General features: G+C 63.6%; 13 protein-coding genes and 1 pseudogene. 5 read left to right on the forward strand and 9 right to left on the reverse strand.

The genetic code is table 11. The annotated features are described in order from the left end of the window. Positions 1-14: 14 nt before the first annotated feature. The 7 genes and pseudogenes from FJ973_RS10115 to FJ973_RS10145 form a co-directional block, all read right to left on the reverse strand. Positions 15-140 (reverse strand): annotated as a pseudogene (locus FJ973_RS10115) (isocitrate/isopropylmalate family dehydrogenase); the annotation flags it as partial. Between the two features lie 27 nt (positions 141-167). Further along, a complete protein-coding gene (gene fghA, locus FJ973_RS10120) occupies positions 168-1001 on the reverse strand; it encodes an S-formylglutathione hydrolase (RefSeq protein WP_140555636.1) in 834 nt (277 codons plus the stop codon). A gap of 273 nt (positions 1002-1274) precedes the next feature. Then, positions 1275-2402, reverse strand: coding sequence for an S-(hydroxymethyl)glutathione dehydrogenase/class III alcohol dehydrogenase (locus FJ973_RS10125; RefSeq protein WP_140497529.1), 1128 nt, complete (start codon positions 2400-2402; stop codon positions 1275-1277). A gap of 58 nt (positions 2403-2460) precedes the next feature. Then, the gene (locus tag FJ973_RS10130) at positions 2461-3108 is read right to left on the reverse strand and encodes a glutathione S-transferase (RefSeq protein ID WP_140555637.1); all 648 of its coding nucleotides are present in this window, start codon (positions 3106-3108) and stop codon (positions 2461-2463) included. Between the two features lie 9 nt (positions 3109-3117). After that, positions 3118-4884: a Rieske 2Fe-2S domain-containing protein gene (locus FJ973_RS10135; protein WP_140555639.1), complete on the reverse strand. Its 1767-nt coding sequence runs from the start codon at positions 4882-4884 to the stop codon at positions 3118-3120. Positions 4885-4905: 21 nt separating this feature from the next. Continuing rightward, positions 4906-5796, reverse strand: a complete 891-nt coding sequence (locus FJ973_RS10140; protein WP_140555640.1) for an aromatic ring-hydroxylating dioxygenase subunit alpha — start codon at positions 5794-5796, stop codon at positions 4906-4908. A 31-nt stretch (positions 5797-5827) separates the two neighbouring features. Then, complete coding sequence (locus FJ973_RS10145; protein ID WP_140555642.1) at positions 5828-6685, reverse strand: aromatic ring-hydroxylating dioxygenase subunit alpha; 858 nt, start codon at positions 6683-6685, stop codon at positions 5828-5830. A 249-nt stretch (positions 6686-6934) separates the two neighbouring features. Here FJ973_RS10145 and FJ973_RS10150 point away from each other — a divergent pair, with 249 nt between their 5' ends. The 5 genes from FJ973_RS10150 to FJ973_RS10170 all read left to right on the forward strand — a co-directional run bounded on the left by FJ973_RS10150 (position 6935) and on the right by FJ973_RS10170 (position 12535). After that, positions 6935-7768 carry a GntR family transcriptional regulator gene (locus tag FJ973_RS10150; protein WP_140497518.1) on the forward strand — a complete coding sequence of 278 codons (834 nt, stop codon included), beginning with the start codon at positions 6935-6937 and terminating at the stop codon, positions 7766-7768. Next, positions 7765-8859, forward strand: a complete 1095-nt coding sequence (locus FJ973_RS10155; protein WP_140555643.1) for a BMP family ABC transporter substrate-binding protein — start codon at positions 7765-7767, stop codon at positions 8857-8859. Before FJ973_RS10150 ends, FJ973_RS10155 begins: the two co-directional genes overlap by 4 nt. Before the next feature lie 98 nt (positions 8860-8957). Then, complete coding sequence (locus tag FJ973_RS10160; protein ID WP_140555645.1) at positions 8958-10505, forward strand: ABC transporter ATP-binding protein; 1548 nt, start codon at positions 8958-8960, stop codon at positions 10503-10505. Next, a complete protein-coding gene (locus FJ973_RS10165; RefSeq protein ID WP_140555647.1) occupies positions 10489-11583 on the forward strand; it encodes an ABC transporter permease in 1095 nt (364 codons plus the stop codon). The genes FJ973_RS10160 and FJ973_RS10165 overlap by 17 nt, the downstream gene beginning before the upstream one ends. Positions 11584-11614: 31 nt before the next feature. After that, positions 11615-12535 (forward strand): ABC transporter permease, encoded by a 921-nt coding sequence (locus FJ973_RS10170; RefSeq protein ID WP_140515241.1) that lies wholly within the window; start codon positions 11615-11617, stop codon positions 12533-12535. A 14-nt stretch (positions 12536-12549) separates the two neighbouring features. Here the strand turns inward: FJ973_RS10170 and FJ973_RS10175 are convergent, their stop codons facing one another. After that, entirely contained in the window at positions 12550-13392 is an 843-nt protein-coding gene (locus FJ973_RS10175; RefSeq protein WP_140555648.1) for an SMP-30/gluconolactonase/LRE family protein, read from the reverse strand. 6 nt (positions 13393-13398) lie between these two features. After that, the gene (locus tag FJ973_RS10180; protein WP_140555650.1) at positions 13399-15168 is read right to left on the reverse strand and encodes a CoA-transferase; all 1770 of its coding nucleotides are present in this window, start codon (positions 15166-15168) and stop codon (positions 13399-13401) included. Positions 15169-15182 lie beyond the last annotated feature (14 nt).

Here is a 15182-nt window from a genome sequence, read left to right on the forward strand (position 1 = left end):
TTGTGGCCAAGTCATTGCAGCAGCATGCGGGTGGATTCGATCATCGCATAGGGATTGACGATGCCCTTGCCGGCGATATCGGGCGCGGACCCGTGCGCCGCTTGCGCCGTGGCTATGTCGCCTTCGCCGATGCACAAGCCCTACCGCTGATGATGCCCGGCGGTTCTTCAGCCTAGCCGAGCGGCATGCCACTTCAGGTGATCGTCCATGAAGGTCGAGATGAAGTTGTAAGAATGATCGTAGCCTTCCTGCATGCGCAAGGTGAGGTCGATGCCGGCCTTCTTGCAGGCTTCATCGAGCAGCCACGGACGGAGGCCTTCGTCAAGGAACCCATCGGCCGTGCCCTGGTCAACCAGGAACTCGCCAAAACGGCGGCCGTCCTCGATAAGCAGCGTGGCGTCATAGGCGCGCCAGTCCCTGTCGTCGGCGCCGAGATATTTCTCGAGCGCAGGCCGCGACCAGCCAGCAGTCGTCGGCTGAACGATCGGCGCGAAGGCCGAGCAACTCCTGAAGCGGTCGGGGTTCTTCAGCGCGATCGTCAACGCGCCGTGTCCGCCCATCGAATGCCCCGATATGCCCTGGCGCGCCATGTCGGCAGGAAAGTTCGCGCCGATCAATCCCGGCAGCTCGTCGAGGACGTAGGAATACATACGGTAGTTCCTGGCGTAAGGCTGCTGCGTCGCATCGACATAGAAACCGGCGCCGCAGCCGAACTGCCAATTATCTTTCTCGTCCGGCACATCGGCACCGCGCGGGCTGGTGTCGGGGCAGACCACGATGAGACCAAGCTCGGCCGCCAGGCGCCGGTACTCGCCCTTGTCCATGACATTGGCATGAGTGCAGGTGAGACCCGAAAGATACCACAGCACCGGCACCGGCCCATCCTTGGCCTGCGGCGGCACGAAGACGGCAAAGGTCATGTCGCAGGCGCAGACCTCTGAAGCGTGCGAATAAACACCCTGGACGCCGCCATGCGACTTGGACGTGGAAACGACTTTCATCAACTCTGCCTTTTCGTCATGACCTTTCCGTCCGACATAGCTGCCGGCCGCCGCACCCGCAACCTTCAGCCCTGCAAACAGCACCGGCGGCGTAACCGAGGTGCACCTTGGTCACGCCGCCGGTCGACGCCGGACTTTGGGAACACGCCGACCTGGCCGGGAGGCTGGAGGTAGCGAAAAGTCCGGGCATTTCTATGGCCCGCCTTCTCAAGCCGACAGGGCTCCTGTCGGTCCAAGCGGGGATGTCCTCGGGCCCGCGGCGTGGGGCCGCCCTCAGTAAACCACGACACTCCTGATCGACTTGCCCTCATGCATGAGGTCGAACCCCTTGTTGATGTCCTCGAGCTTGAGCGTGTGGGTGATCATCGGGTCGATCTCGATCTTGCCGTCCATGTACCAGTCGACGATCCTGGGCACGTCGGTGCGGCCGCGCGCGCCGCCGAAGGCGGTGCCCATCCAGGTCCGCCCGGTGACCAGCTGGAAGGGCCGCGTCGATATCTCCTGGCCGGCGCCGGCCACGCCGATGACCACCGACTTGCCCCAGCCGCGATGCGAAGCCTCCAGCGCCTGGCGCATCACCTTGGTGTTGCCGGTGCAGTCGAACGTGTAGTCGGCGCCGCCGATCTGGTCGGCGCCGCGCTTGGTCATGTTGACGAGATGGGGAACGATGTCGCCGTCGATCTCCTTCGGATTGACGAAATGCGTCATGCCGAAGCGCTCGCCCCAGGCTCGTCTGTCGTTGTTGAGATCGACGCCGATGATCATGTCGGCGCCGGCAAGTTTCAGGCCCTGGATGACGTTCAGCCCGATGCCGCCGAGGCCGAAGACCACCGCGGTCGCGCCTTGCTCGACCTTGGCGGTGTTGATGACCGCGCCTACGCCGGTGGTCACCCCGCAGCCGATGTAGCAGATCTTGTCGAAGGGCGCGTCGGGATTGACCTTGGCCACGGCGATCTCCGGCAGCACCGTAAAGTTGGAGAAGGTCGAGCAGCCCATATAGTGAAACAATTTTTCGCCCCCGATCGAGAAGCGCGAGGTGCCGTCCGGCATCAGGCCCTGGCCCTGCGTGGCGCGGATGGCGGTGCACAGATTGGTCTTCCGCGACAAACACGACGGGCACTGGCGGCATTCGGGCGTATAGAGCGGGATCACATGGTCGCCCTTTTTGACCGAGGTGACGCCCTTGCCGACATCGACCACCACGCCGGCGCCCTCATGGCCGAGAATGGCGGGAAACAGGCCCTCGGGATCGGCACCCGACAGCGTGAACTCGTCGGTGTGGCAGATGCCGGTCGCCTTGATCTCGACCAGCACCTCGCCCTCGCGCGGGCCGTCGAGGTCGACCTCCATGATCTCAAGCGGCTTTCCGGCAGCAACGGCAACAGCGGCGCGGGTTTTCATTTCTCTCTCCCAAACTTGCTTGCCGGAACGATCGATCGCCCGGCGTTGCGATTGAAAATCATGCGGCCTTGGCCGGCCCCGCCGGGAACACGCCCGACATCACGGTAAAGCCTTTGATGCGTTTGACGCGATCGCACCAGCGCCGGATGGCGGGATAGTCCTGGCGCGCAATGCCGCCCTCCTCCGACAGCATGATGTAGGGAAAGCAGGCAATATCGGCGATGGTCGGATGATCGGCCGAGCAGATCCAGCCGCGGCCCTGCTGCTCGCCGAACCACAGATGCTCGTCGAGGATACGGAACAGCCGGTGCGCGCCGGCGCGCGCGGCATCGATGTCGAAATCGTAGAACAGCGCGTCGTGCAGGCGGGCGGCCGACGCCGTCGAAGTGATGCCGTCGGCGAAGGCCAGCCACTGGCTGATCTCGCCGAGCAGGGCCGGGCTGTTCCGGGGATACCATGTGCCCGACGGATCGTATTTCGACGCCAGGTAGACCAGGATCGCTTGGGCGTCGCGTAGGATCAGCCCGTCATCCTCGATGACCGGCAGTTGGCCGAGCGGATTGAGCTTCAGGAACCATTCCGACTTGTGCTCGCGGCCGGGATAGAAGTCGACCGGCACGGTCTTGTAGTCAATGCTGAGAAAACTCATCAGCAGCCGCAGCTTGTAGCAATTGCCCGACAGTTCGTAATCGTAAAGGGTGATCATCGGGAGTTCCTAAATGTCAAGCACGAGGCGTGCCGATTTGGCGCGCGAGACGCAGGTCATGATCTTGGTTCCGGCCTTCCTCTCGGCATCGTTGAGATAGACGTCCTGATGATCCGGCTCGCCCTCGATCACTGTCGCGACGCAGGTACCGCATGCGCCCTGCTCGCAGGACGACGGAACATCGATGCCATTCTCGCGCATGACCTGCATGATCGTCTTGCCGCCCGGCACCTGCAGCGTGACGCAGGAGCGCGCCAGCGCCACTTCGAAGCTCGAACTGTCGTCGATCTTGTTGGTGTTCTTGAAATATTCGAAATGGATGGCGGGATCCGGCCAGCCCTGCTCGGCGGCGATCTTGCGCGCGGCTTCCAGCATCGGTCCGGGACCGCAGATGTAGAGATGCATGCCGTCCCGGTAACCGGCGAGAATCCCCCGAAGCTCGGCGCCGGTCGCGTCCGGCGATAGCCCGAGATGCGGCTTCAGCGCATCGCCGAGATACTTCAGCCGATCGGCGAAAGCGAGGTGTTCCTGCCCTTGCGCAAAATAGTGCAGCTCGTGCGCCAGCTCCTGGTTCTTCAGCGCCTGCGCCATTGCGAGCAGCGGCGTGATGCCGATGCCGCCGGCGACGAACAGCGTCTTGATCGCGTCACGGCGCAGCGGGAAATTGTTGCGCGGCTCGGAGATCGCCAGCACGTCGCCCTCGCGGACTGTCTCATGCATGCATTTGGAGCCGCCCTTCGAATCCCGCTCCAGCTTGACGCCGATGATGAAGCTGTCGGTTTCACCAGGGCCGTTGGTGATCGAATACTGCCTGATCTCGCCATTGGGCATATGGACATCGATATGGGCGCCGGGCTGGAACGTCGGCAGCAGTCCCTTGATCGGGCGAAGCTCGAAACCGGCAATACCGTCGGCCGCCTGCCATTTCCTCGCCACGGTGACGCGCAGCGCCGCCTTGCGGCCATGCGCGGTCATCTCGGGCATTTCGGCGAGTTCGGCCGACACCCTTTCGTAGATCGGCTCGATCGGCGCGGGCGCCGGTGCGTTCGCGACGTCGCGCTCGACCTCGTCGCGCAGCTTGGAAAGCCGCTCATTGTGGTGGCGCAGGATGGCGATGCGGGCGGCTGCTTCGACCTCCTGATCGAGCACGCCACGGATCACCGAACGGTTTGAATCAACCGGCTGCACGAAGAACACGCCGCGCGTCTCGGCACCACCATCGCGCGAATGCAGCGCCACGGCAAAATCCCGCGCGGCCTCGATGATGGTTTCCGCGCCCTCGCCTTCGATCGCTGCGTTGGGCTGAAAGCGATAGGCCTTCAGCCTTTCGACGACCTTGTCGGCCGGCGCGTTGACCGCGATGCCGCGCAAGGCGAGCAGCTTGCCTTCGGTCAGCGCGGCAACATCCGGCACCTCGCCGCGAGGCTCCTCGGAGGACCAGACCAAGCCGTAGCGCTCGACCCCGGGGAAGGTGCGGTTGGTGATGGTGCGGGCCGGTGCGTCGGCAGGATGCGCGGGAATGTAGGTGCAGCCGGCGGTGCGGTTCGAATAACGCCAGCCGTGATATTGGCACTTCAGCTCGCGCCCGTCATTGATGCCTATCGACAGCCTGACGCCGCGATGCAGGCAGCGGTTTTCCCAGATGTTGATGTAGCCGTCATCGGCCCGCCAGACGGCGAATTCCCGGCCGAGCAATTGACTATGGAAAACGTGGCGGTACGGCAAATCATGGGAAGCGGCGATCGGATGCCACTGGCTTCTGGCTTCTTCCAACATCAATCGTCTCCAAGAATCTCGTCAGGCCGCAACCGGAATGACACCGTAGGTCACGCCCTTCTGGCTGAGCCAGCGCCGGTAGGCGATGGCCGACTTGTCGGCCCGGATGGGCGTTTCGGCGCGCGGATCGAGCGGCAGGCGTTTGGGCACCTGGTTTTCCAGGATCGGCTTGTCCTGGCCGAAGATCGTCTGCTGGAAGCGCTTGATCACCTTGTCTTCATTGTCTTCGTCGAGCACGCAAAGCAGCATGTGAGCGCGCACGTGCTCCTGGTCGACCGGCTGCAGGAAGATGGCGATGACGTCGCGCCGTGCCTCGTCGACCGGGCTCGATTTATAGAGCACGGAGCAATAGGGGTGCGGCACGCGATAGACATAGTCCACGTCGGCGCCGCCACCGGAAGCGGTCGAAGCCATCGGCTGGAAGAAGCGGCAGCGCGTGGCCAGGATCTCGTCACGGTCGACGGATATCTCGACGTCGTATTCCTTGACTTCGGTATGCGGCTCGACGCCGAGTATGTCGGTATGCACATAGGGAAAGTGGCCCATGTCGAGAAAGTTCTCGATGGCGCGCGGTGCCGAGACGTTGACGCCAAACGTGGCCGCGTTGAGCTTGCGGCGGTCCGGCTCTTCATATTCCGGGATCGGGAACAGCTCGGCCGGTGGCGAGCCGAGCGAAGTCCAGACATAGCCGTAGGCGCTTCTTGCCGGCAGTCTGTCGGCGCCTGGAACACGATCCACCCGTTCTACATCGGGACGTGAGCGCCAGACGACGGGCTCACCATCCATATCGACCGCAAAACTGAGGCGCTCCTCGAGCAGAACGGTGTCCTGGACAGCGCCGGGAATGGTCTCGGCGATCGCCCCTACGGGATGCCAGAGATTGAGGATCACAGGATCCGAGCATTTTGTCATCGTTTTATCCTCTGGAAGCCCTCAGACGTCATCAGGCTTGCGCCGGTATCGCGCCATAGGTGACGGCCCGATCACGCAACCAGCGCCGGTAGGAAACCGACACGGCATCGGCACGGATCGGGGTCTCGGCACGTGGATCGAGCGGCAGGCGCTTGGGTACCTGGTTCTCCAGGATCGGTTTGTCCTGGGCGAAGATCAATTGCATGAAGCTGCGCACCCTTGCCGCCTCCATGCCTTCCTTAAGATAGCAGAGGTAAGGATGCGCGATGCAGTTTTCCTCGTCCACCGGCTGCACGAACAGGGTAATGACGTCGAGCCGGTCCTTCTGGATCGGGTTGCTCTTGTAGAGAGCCACCGTGTAGGGCCGAATCACCCTGTAGATGTAGTCGACGACAAAGCCTTCCTTGGCGGTCGGCGAAGCCACCGGCTGATAGAATTTGCATTCGGTCGCCAGCACCTCGTCCTGCGCTGTGATCTCAACCTTGTAGGGCGCGACCTCGGTATGCGGCTCCTCGCCGAGCCAGCCGGTATGAATGAAGGGGAAATGCCCCATATCGAGAAAATTCTCGACCGCGCGGAGGCCCGACACCTTGACCGCGATCGAACCGCCGCTGACCAGATGCCGGTCTGCCTCATTGGCCTCAGGGATATAGATGATGTCGCGCCAGGGCTTGTCCAGGCAGGTCCAGATGAAGCCATAACGCTGGGCGCTTTTCAGCGTGGCGCCCGTATCGCTGCGAACGACTTCGATCTTGTTTGAACACTTGTGAACGGAGAGAGCGACCCCAAGCAGGCATGTGGCAAACCGCGTATCCTGGCTTAGCGATTCCTGATCCGCGACGATGTGCCAGTCGTTCAAAAGCTCGCGGTCAACGCAACGGGTTGCCATCGGCTTCCCTCCCAACTCGGCTAGCCCTTCACCATGAACCTAGCCCGACGTTTCGGGACGACGAAACCACAAGATTGGATACCAATCAACATTTTTTTGTCGTCCAAAATCCTTTTTTGTGTTGACAGACTATGATGATTGAATTCCGATATGAGAAAGCTGAACCTGGGATATGTCATGTCCTGACGAGGCATGTCGCCATCACGAAAGCCCGCTGATCATGTCGTCGAAATGGCGGAGAACCATGCCTTGAGCAGCCGTTCCCAGACCATCGCGGATACGCTGACCCGCGCCATCATCGACCATCGCCTCGTGCCCGGCTGCAAGCTCGGCGAACGCGAACTCTCCGAAATATTCAACGTGAGCCGCATCGTGGTGCGCCAGGCCCTGATCCGGCTCGCCGATGACGGGCTGGCCCAGATCGAACGCAACCGCGGTGCCTTCGTCGCCAAGCCGAGCATGCAGGAGGCGATGGAGATCTACGACGCGTTGACGCTCGTCGAACAGGGCGTCGCAGCACAGCTCAGCGATCGCCTTGGGCCGGCCGGCTGGGCCGAACTGCGCCAGCATGTCGAGCGCCAGCGCCAAGCTGTTGCCGCCGGCAACGATGCGCTGGCCGACGTGCTGGGCCAAGAGTTCCATACCGTGTTCGTACGCCTCAGCCGCAACAAGGTCATGCAGGAAATCCACGCGCAGCTGGTGCGCCGCACGACGCTGCTGCGCTCCCTCATTTCAGCCGATTTCGACTATTGCAATCTGCTGGACGACCACTCGCGGGTCGTCGACCTGCTGGAGAAGGGCCGGCTGAAACCGGCCATGGACCTGATCGACACCCACCACCGCGCGGTGGTGCGCGGCTACATCATGGATCGCGCAGTGTTTCCAGAGATGACGCCTGCCGAAGCGCTAGCGCCCTATCTCGACGGCAAGGCCGACGGCGCGACTGTGCCGCTGCGAAGATTGTCGAATGCATCCGGCGGCGGCGACGCGGCAACGCATCTCCACCTCCATATCCCCAGAACAGACCGGGCACCGACAAGCCGGGCATCAACAAAAAAGACCAACAGAGGGCTACCATCATGAAGAAACTGACGAGACGTGAATTCCTGAAACACAGCGGCGCGGCCGGCGCGGCTCTTGGCGCGGGAGCGCTGAGCACCATCGCACAGGCGCAGGAGGTGCTGAAGATCGGTGCCGTCTACGTCTCGCCGGTCGCCGAGATCGGCTGGACCAAGCAGCACAGCCTCGGCGTCGAGGCCATCAAGGCCGAATTCGGCGACAAGGTCGAGCTCACCGTCATCGACAACATCTTCATGCCGCAGGACGCCGAGCGTGTCTTCCGCGAACTGGCCAGCGCCGGCAACAGGCTGATCTTCGGCACAAGCTTTTCGCATGGAACGCCGATGCAGAAGGTGGCGCCGCGCTTTCCCAAGGTGGCGTTCGAACACTGCTCAGGCATCGTCCACCTAGCCAATCTGGGAACCTTCGAAGCGAAATATTACGAAGGCACCTTCGTCGCCGGCGCGGCGGGCGGCTACATGTCCAAATCGGGCAAGATCGGTTTCATCGGCGGCTTTCCGATCCCCGACATCGTCGGTCCGGCAAATGCGCTGCTGCTTGGCGCGCAGAGCGTCAATCCAAACGCGACCTGCAACACCATCTTCCTGAATTCCTGGTTCGACCCGGGCAAGGAGAAGGAGGCGGCCAAGACGCTGATCTCTCAAGGCTGCGACGTGGTCTGCTCGATGACGGACACCGCGACCGGCGTACAGGTCGCCGGCGAAGGTGGCGCCTGGTCGATCGGCTATGCCAGCGACATGTCGAAATTCGCCTCGGGCAAGCAGCTGACCTCTTTCGTTCTCGATTGGACCAGCGACTATGTCGGCGCAGCCAAGGCCGTGGCCGCCGGTACCTGGAAGCCGGAAGTCCGCTGGGACGGATTGGCGGCCGGGGTGGTGAAAATGGCCCCCTACAATGAGGGTATCCCCGCCGATGCGCGCGCCAAGCTCAAGCAGCTCGAGGCCGACATCGGCAGCGGCAAGCTTCATCCGTACGCCGGGGAGCTGAAGGATCAGGACGGCAACGTCAAGGTTGCCGCCGGTTCGGTTCTGGCCGATGACGACATTCGCGGCATGAACTGGTTTGTGAAGGGGATGATCGGCAGGCTGAGCTGATCACCGTAAAAGTGCCGGGAGACGCCCAAGTCCATACCTTCGGCGTCTCCTTGCCTGGTTCCCGTCCAACCTCGCTTCACGCCACGGCAGGACCCGCCATGCATCCGCGACTAGAACTGCGCAACATCTGCAAGCGCTATCCCGGCGTCGTCGCCAATGACGATGTGTCGCTGTCGATTCAACCCGGCGAGATCCATGCCGTGCTGGGCGAAAACGGCGCCGGCAAATCCACCCTGATGAAAATCATCTATGGGGCGACGCAAGCCGATTCCGGCGAGATCTTTTGCGACGGCAATCCGATCGCCACGCACACCCCGGCGATGTCGCGCGCACTCGGCATCGAAATGGTCTATCAGCATTTCGCGCTGTTCGAATCCGTTTCGGTGGTCGAGAACATAGCGCTCTCGGCAAGCAGCGCATACGACCTGCCTTCGCTCGCCGACAAGATCCGCGATCTGTCGCGCCGCTACGGCATGCCCATCGACCCGCATCGCCAGGTGCACGACCTGTCGGTCGGCGAGCGCCAGCGCGTCGAGATCGTGCGCTGCCTGCTGCAGGGGCCGAAACTGCTGATCCTCGACGAGCCGACCTCGGTACTGACGCCGCAGGCGGTGGTGAAGCTGTTCGAGACGCTCCGCCAACTTGCCGCCGAGGGCTGCAGCATCGTCTATATCAGCCACAAGCTCGACGAGGTCCAGGAGCTCTGCGACACCGCCACCGTGCTGCGCAACGGCAAGGTCACCGGTACCGCGCGTCCGAAGGAGACGACGTCGCTGGAGCTTGCCCGCATGATGGTGGGTTCGAAGCTGCCTGAAATGCATGTCGGCCCGCCGACGCCAAGCGACAGACCGGTGCTCGAGGTCAACAGACTTACGGTGAAGTCCCGGGATCATTTCGGCGTCGACCTGAAGGACATTTCTTTCAAGGTGCATGGCGGCGAGATTGTCGGCCTGGCCGGGGTTTCCGGCAATGGCCAGGCCGAGCTGATCGCCTTGCTCAGCGGCGAGCGCACGCATGAGCGCAGCGACGCCATCCGGATTTGCGGAACCGGCGCAGCCCGCCTTCGCCCGCACCAGCGCCGCAAGCTCGGCGTCGCCTTCGTTCCCGAAGAGCGGCTCGGGCGCGGCGCCGTGCCCTCGCACACGCTGTGGGAGAATGCGGTGCTGACCGCGCACCGCTTCGGCACGGTGCGCAACGGGCTGGTCGACCGGCGCCGGGCCAAGGCGTTCGCCGCCGGCATAATCGATAGGTTCAAGGTCAAGGCCAACGGGCCGCAGGCGACCGCGCAAAGCCTGTCCGGCGGCAATCTGCAGAAATTCATCGTCGGGCGTGAGATCGCGCTCCAGCCGAAGCTCCTCCTGGTGTCTCAGCCGACCTGGGGGGTTGACGTCGGCGCGAGCGCCTTCATCCGGCAGACCATCGTCGATCTCAGCCGCGCCGGCGCGGCGGTGCTCGTCGTCTCCGAGGAACTCGACGAGTTGTTCGAGATCTGCGACCGGCTGCTGGTCATTTGCCAAGGGAAGGTTTCCCCACCGCTGGCGCGCAAGACGACCGATCGCGAGGAGATCGGACTTCTGATGACGGGCCGCGGCATGAGCGACGGCGCATTGGCAAATGGGGGTGGCAACAATGCGCTTCAGGATTGAACAAAGGCCGGAGCCCTCCTCGCTGATGCGCGTCGCCGCGCCGGCACTGGCGACCCTGTTGACCGTCGTCGTCGGATCGATTTTCTTCGCCTCCCTCGGACATGATCCGCTGGCGACCCTCCATGCCTTCTTCATCGAGCCGCTCTCTTCCATGAACGGCCTGTCCGAATGGCTGCTCAAGGCCTCGCCGCTGATCCTCATCGCTTGCGGGCTGGCGGTCGGCTTCCGCGCCAATGTCTGGAATATCGGCGCCGAGGGCCAGTTCACCATGGGGGCAATCGCGGCCAGCGGCGTGGGGCTTTTCTGGCCGAACCCCGAAAGCGTGCTGCTGTTGCCGCTGATGTTCATCGCCGGCATGGGCGCCGGCATGGCCTGGGCGGCAATCCCCGCCTTTCTGCGCGCCCGCATGAACACCAACGAGATCCTGGTCACGCTGATGATGACCTATATCGCGACGCTGTTCCTGTCCTATCTCGTGCACGGACCGTGGCGCGATCCGGCCGGCTTCAACTATCCGCAGACGGCACTTCTGCCGACGGCGGCCCTGTTCGAATCCTTTGACCCCGCCTATCGGCTCAACCCGTCGATCTTCATCACAGTCGTCGCCGTGCTCCTGATGTGGCTGTTCACCGACCGCAGCTTTCTCGGCTACAAGATGTCGGTGAGCGGGGCTGCACCGCTTGCCGCCCGCTATGCCGGCTTTCGCGAATCGGCTGCGGTCTGGATCGGACTGCTGGCGGGAGGTGCCGCGGCCGGCATTGCCGGCATGGCGGAAGCCGCCGGGCCGCTCGGGCAGCTCTCGCCTCAGATTTCGCCAGGCTACGGCTTCGCGGCCATCATCGTTGCCTTCGTCGGACGGCTGAACGCGTTCGGCATCGTGCTTGGCGGGCTGTTGATGTCGCTGCTTTTCCTCGGCGGCGAAGGTGTGCAGATGACGCTCGGACTGCCTTCGGCCCTGACGCGGATCTTCCAGGGCATCCTGCTGTTCTTCCTGCTCGCCGCCGACTTCTTCATCTTCTATCGCGTTCGACTGGTGCGACCCGTCCGGGACACGCATGCGCCGGAGACGGCACGATGAGCGGGTTTCGGGTCGTGCGGGAGACAGCCTGATGGATCTGTTCATCGCCATCTTCACCGGCACCGTCATTGCCGCCACACCGCTGATATTCGCCGCGCTCGGCGAGCTCGTGGTGGAGAAGTCGGGTGTCCTCAATCTCGGCATCGAAGGCATGATGCTGATGGGCGCCGCATTGGCATTCTGGGCCGTCACCGCGGGCTATCCGATGCCTGTGGCGATCCTGGCCGGCGCGTTGGCGGGTGCGGCCGCCTCGCTGCTGTTCGGCGTTCTGGCGCTGACGTTCCTGACCAATCAATATGCAGCCGGCCTGGCGCTGGCGATCTTCGGTTCGGGCGTCTCCGCCTTCCTCGGGCGCGGCTTCGGCAGCGAGCCGATCGAGGCACTGCGCCGCCTCGACATCCCCGTTCTGTCCGATCTGCCACTGATCGGTCCGCTACTGTTCCGCTTCGATCCGATGGTCTATCTGGCCCTGCTGATGTTCGTCGCCATCAGTTGGTTTCTCTATCGGACCAAGGCTGGCCTGGTGTTGCGCACGATCGGCGAGTCGCCGCAGACGTCGCATGCGATCGGCTACCCCGTGATCAGGATCCGCTACATGGCCGTGCTGTTCGGCGGGCTGATGGCAGGCCTGGCAGGCGCCTATTTGTCGGTCGCCTACACGCCGCTCTGGGTCGAGAACATGACTGCCGGCAAGGGTTGGATCGCGCTTGCGCTGGTGGTCTTCGCCACCTGGCGGCCGCTGCGCATCCTGCTTGGCGCGTGGCTGTTCGGCGGGATGACGATCCTTCAGTTGCAAGGTCAGGCGCTGGGGCTGGACGTGCCATCCGAACTGCTCTCGGCCCTGCCGTATCTCGCCACCATCATCGTTCTGGTGCTGATCTCACGAAACCGCCAGATGCTGGCCCTGCACTTCCCGGCCTCGCTGGCAAAACCCTTTCGCCCGACGAGTTGACCTTCTGCGAAATGCTACTTCCCTTGCTGGAGAAGGCTCAAGTCGATCTCGGTAATATGCCAGCGACCCAGATTGGCGGTATAGAGCTTGTCGCCCTTGAAGGCGATGTTGGTGGGGTGCGCCAGCGTGGTTGCGGCGGGATCCTCGATCAGCACTTCGAGACCTTTGTCCTTTTGCCAGCGATAAATACGGCTGGGCTCATAACATGAGATGAACAATGAGCCGTCAGGCGCAAAGGCCACTCCGTCCGGAACATTGTGCACGCCTTCGACGACGATCTCACGAGCCCCCGCCGATCCGTCAGCAAGGATCGGCACATAGCTGATGCAGGGTGCGTCGCTTTCCACGACATAGAGGCCGTTGCCGTCCGGCGCCATCGCCATGCCGTTGGCGAACGACATCGCCTCCCGGCACCACAGGCCGCCCTCGCCCGTCTTGAGATCGTAGCGGAAGATGCCCGAGCGATTGTCCTGGCCAACGCTGTCCGAAACGAAGAGCCAACCCCTCGCCTCGTCGACGATGGGGTAGTTCGGCACGCGAATGCCGGCCGACGCGAAGCGCTCCATGCGCGCTGTCGCGGCATCCCAGCGGAAAATCGCGGCATGCCTGAGGTCGCAGGCAAAGCAGTTTCCCGCGCTGTCGAAAGCGATGCCGAGCAGAAAACCGTCGGTGCCGCCCATGCGCTCGACCGAGCCGCCATCGGCGGCCAGCCGCAGCAGGTCGCCGGTTTCGGTGCCACACCAGATCGAGCCATCGCGGTGAACGGCCACGCCCTCCGGATGCGCGACGCGCGGGCTGGTGAAGATGCCGTCGAAGAAAACGCGCGCGGCTGACATGTCGAGCAACGGCTTGGCCATGGGGTCTCAGCTTTCGACAAGCGCCGTCTGCGCGGTGATGCAGCGTCCGACCATCGCGCGGTCGGCTTCAAGAATCTCGGCGATCAGCGCGCCGCGCTCCTTGGCGCTGACGAATTCCAGACGGCGCAGACCGAGCGGGTCGATGCGGTTTCGCAAGATGGCGAGCGTGTTGTCGGAAGGCAGCGAGACCTTGCGGCAACAGGCGTCGAACGACACCGCAAATCCGGTGGCGTCACGGATCTGCTGCTGCGTGACGTCCGGCATGGTTTCGACGACGATCAATTCCCTCGAAGTCTCGTCGAGCCGGAAGACGCAGAGATCGGTGAAGACCAGCGCCCTGCCGGTGCGATAGCCCATCGGCTCGCGTTCGGCCGCCGTCAGCAACCCCCGGGCGGAACTGACGATCTCGACCTCGTCCACCAGCGACTGGATCGAGTGGCGGGGGATGTAGAGCAGGTAATCGCGGTGCATGTTGGCGACATCGGCCATGCCGCCTTGCCCCGGCAACCGGATGAGGCCGCCGCTTGGTTTGCGCAGTGCGATCGTGTTGACGCGGCCGCGCCGGTCGACCTGTGCCGCGCCGACGATCTCGTGCGTCACCGCGCCGGCCTGGTAATAGGTCGAGTAGGTGTCGTCGCCGCCGGCATGCGCGACAGCCGTTTCGCAATCGAAGCTTTCGATCAGCGAGAGGATCATCGGGCTCGGCGCGATGTCGAGATGGCCGCAGCTCATCGTCGCGATGATCATGTCCGGCGCGTGCGTGGCCTTGGCCAGCCGGTAGGCGACGTTGGCCAGCGGCGAGACCGCACCCGCGCTGGCGAAGCTCTCATTGGTGAGTTCGGCGGCGATGCGAGCGGCGATGATCTCGTCGACGGATGCTTTCTCTTCGGCGCGCGCAAGCGCCGGCATGGCAAGCGCTGTGTCAGCTCGAACCTTCGCAGCTCTTTGCAACGGCTTCGGCACGCCCTCGGAAGGCGGGCGCAGATTGTCCGCCAAAGGCGTTTGCCGGTCGGCGAACGCCTCCGACAATCGCTGATAATCCGTGACGTAAAACGGCAGGCACGAGGCCGGATAGGCGCCGGCCGGCGCCAGCGCAATCGCCGAAACCTGGTTGCGGGTCAGCACGCTCTGGCGGCCGTCCTGGCGCAGCGTCCCGCCCGGCACGATTTCCTCGACCGTGACCAGCACCTTGCGCGCCGCACCCGCCATGGCGAAGTCCAGCGCGCGGGGCCCGATGATCTGCACATTGCCGCTTTCATCGGCGCGCTGGGCATGGACGACGAATGTGTCGAGCCGCAGCGGCGGGACGAATCCGTTTTCGGTACCGGCAATCGGATCAGGTCTGGCGCTCGCACCCGGCACGCGCGCCAGCATGCCCGATCCCAGCGGAAGCTGGAACGGCATCGAGGGCAGGTTCTGCTGCGCCGCCCGCAGCGCCTGGATCATGGCCAGCGCCGTCCAATCGCGAACCGGTATCGCGCCGCTTTCGGCGGCTGCGCGGAATTTTGGCGGCAAGCCGAAAATGTCGAGGCTGGAGAAACAGAGGTCGATCTCAGCCACGGCATGCGCTTCGAGCAGCAGTTCGAGGGGCAAGCCGCCGGCCCAGCAGATGTAATGCAGATCCTTGACGCCCGACCGGGCTATCGCACGCAGCAATGCGATCGGCAGCCGGGCGAAATGGTGGCCGCCGACACCAAACGATTCGCCATGGCCGACCATCGCGGCCAGTCCTTCGACATCCGTGAAGCGCGGCCGGTTCGGCTTGACCAGGGACATTGCGGCACGGTTCG

This window comes from Mesorhizobium sp. B2-1-3 (genome assembly GCF_006442495.1).
Classification (GTDB): domain Bacteria; phylum Pseudomonadota; class Alphaproteobacteria; order Rhizobiales; family Rhizobiaceae; genus Mesorhizobium.

Excerpts from the sequence above, each read along its gene's own strand:
- fghA (WP_140555636.1), bottom strand. The coding sequence starts at position 1,001 with ATGAAAGTCGTTTCCACGTCCAAGTCGCATGGCGGCGTCCAGGGTGTT.
- FJ973_RS10125 (WP_140497529.1), bottom strand. The coding sequence starts at position 2,402 with ATGAAAACCCGCGCCGCTGTTGCCGTTGCTGCCGGAAAGCCGCTTGAG.
- FJ973_RS10130 (WP_140555637.1), bottom strand. The coding sequence starts at position 3,108 with ATGATCACCCTTTACGATTACGAACTGTCGGGCAATTGCTACAAGCTG.
- FJ973_RS10135 (WP_140555639.1), bottom strand. The coding sequence starts at position 4,884 with ATGTTGGAAGAAGCCAGAAGCCAGTGGCATCCGATCGCCGCTTCCCAT.
- FJ973_RS10140 (WP_140555640.1), bottom strand. The coding sequence starts at position 5,796 with ATGACAAAATGCTCGGATCCTGTGATCCTCAATCTCTGGCATCCCGTA.
- FJ973_RS10145 (WP_140555642.1), bottom strand. The coding sequence starts at position 6,685 with ATGGCAACCCGTTGCGTTGACCGCGAGCTTTTGAACGACTGGCACATC.
- FJ973_RS10155 (WP_140555643.1), top strand. The coding sequence starts at position 7,765 with ATGAAGAAACTGACGAGACGTGAATTCCTGAAACACAGCGGCGCGGCC.
- FJ973_RS10160 (WP_140555645.1), top strand. The coding sequence starts at position 8,958 with ATGCATCCGCGACTAGAACTGCGCAACATCTGCAAGCGCTATCCCGGC.
- FJ973_RS10165 (WP_140555647.1), top strand. The coding sequence starts at position 10,489 with ATGCGCTTCAGGATTGAACAAAGGCCGGAGCCCTCCTCGCTGATGCGC.
- FJ973_RS10170 (WP_140515241.1), top strand. The coding sequence starts at position 11,615 with ATGGATCTGTTCATCGCCATCTTCACCGGCACCGTCATTGCCGCCACA.
- FJ973_RS10175 (WP_140555648.1), bottom strand. The coding sequence starts at position 13,392 with ATGGCCAAGCCGTTGCTCGACATGTCAGCCGCGCGCGTTTTCTTCGAC.
- FJ973_RS10180 (WP_140555650.1), bottom strand. The coding sequence starts at position 15,168 with ATGTCCCTGGTCAAGCCGAACCGGCCGCGCTTCACGGATGTCGAAGGA.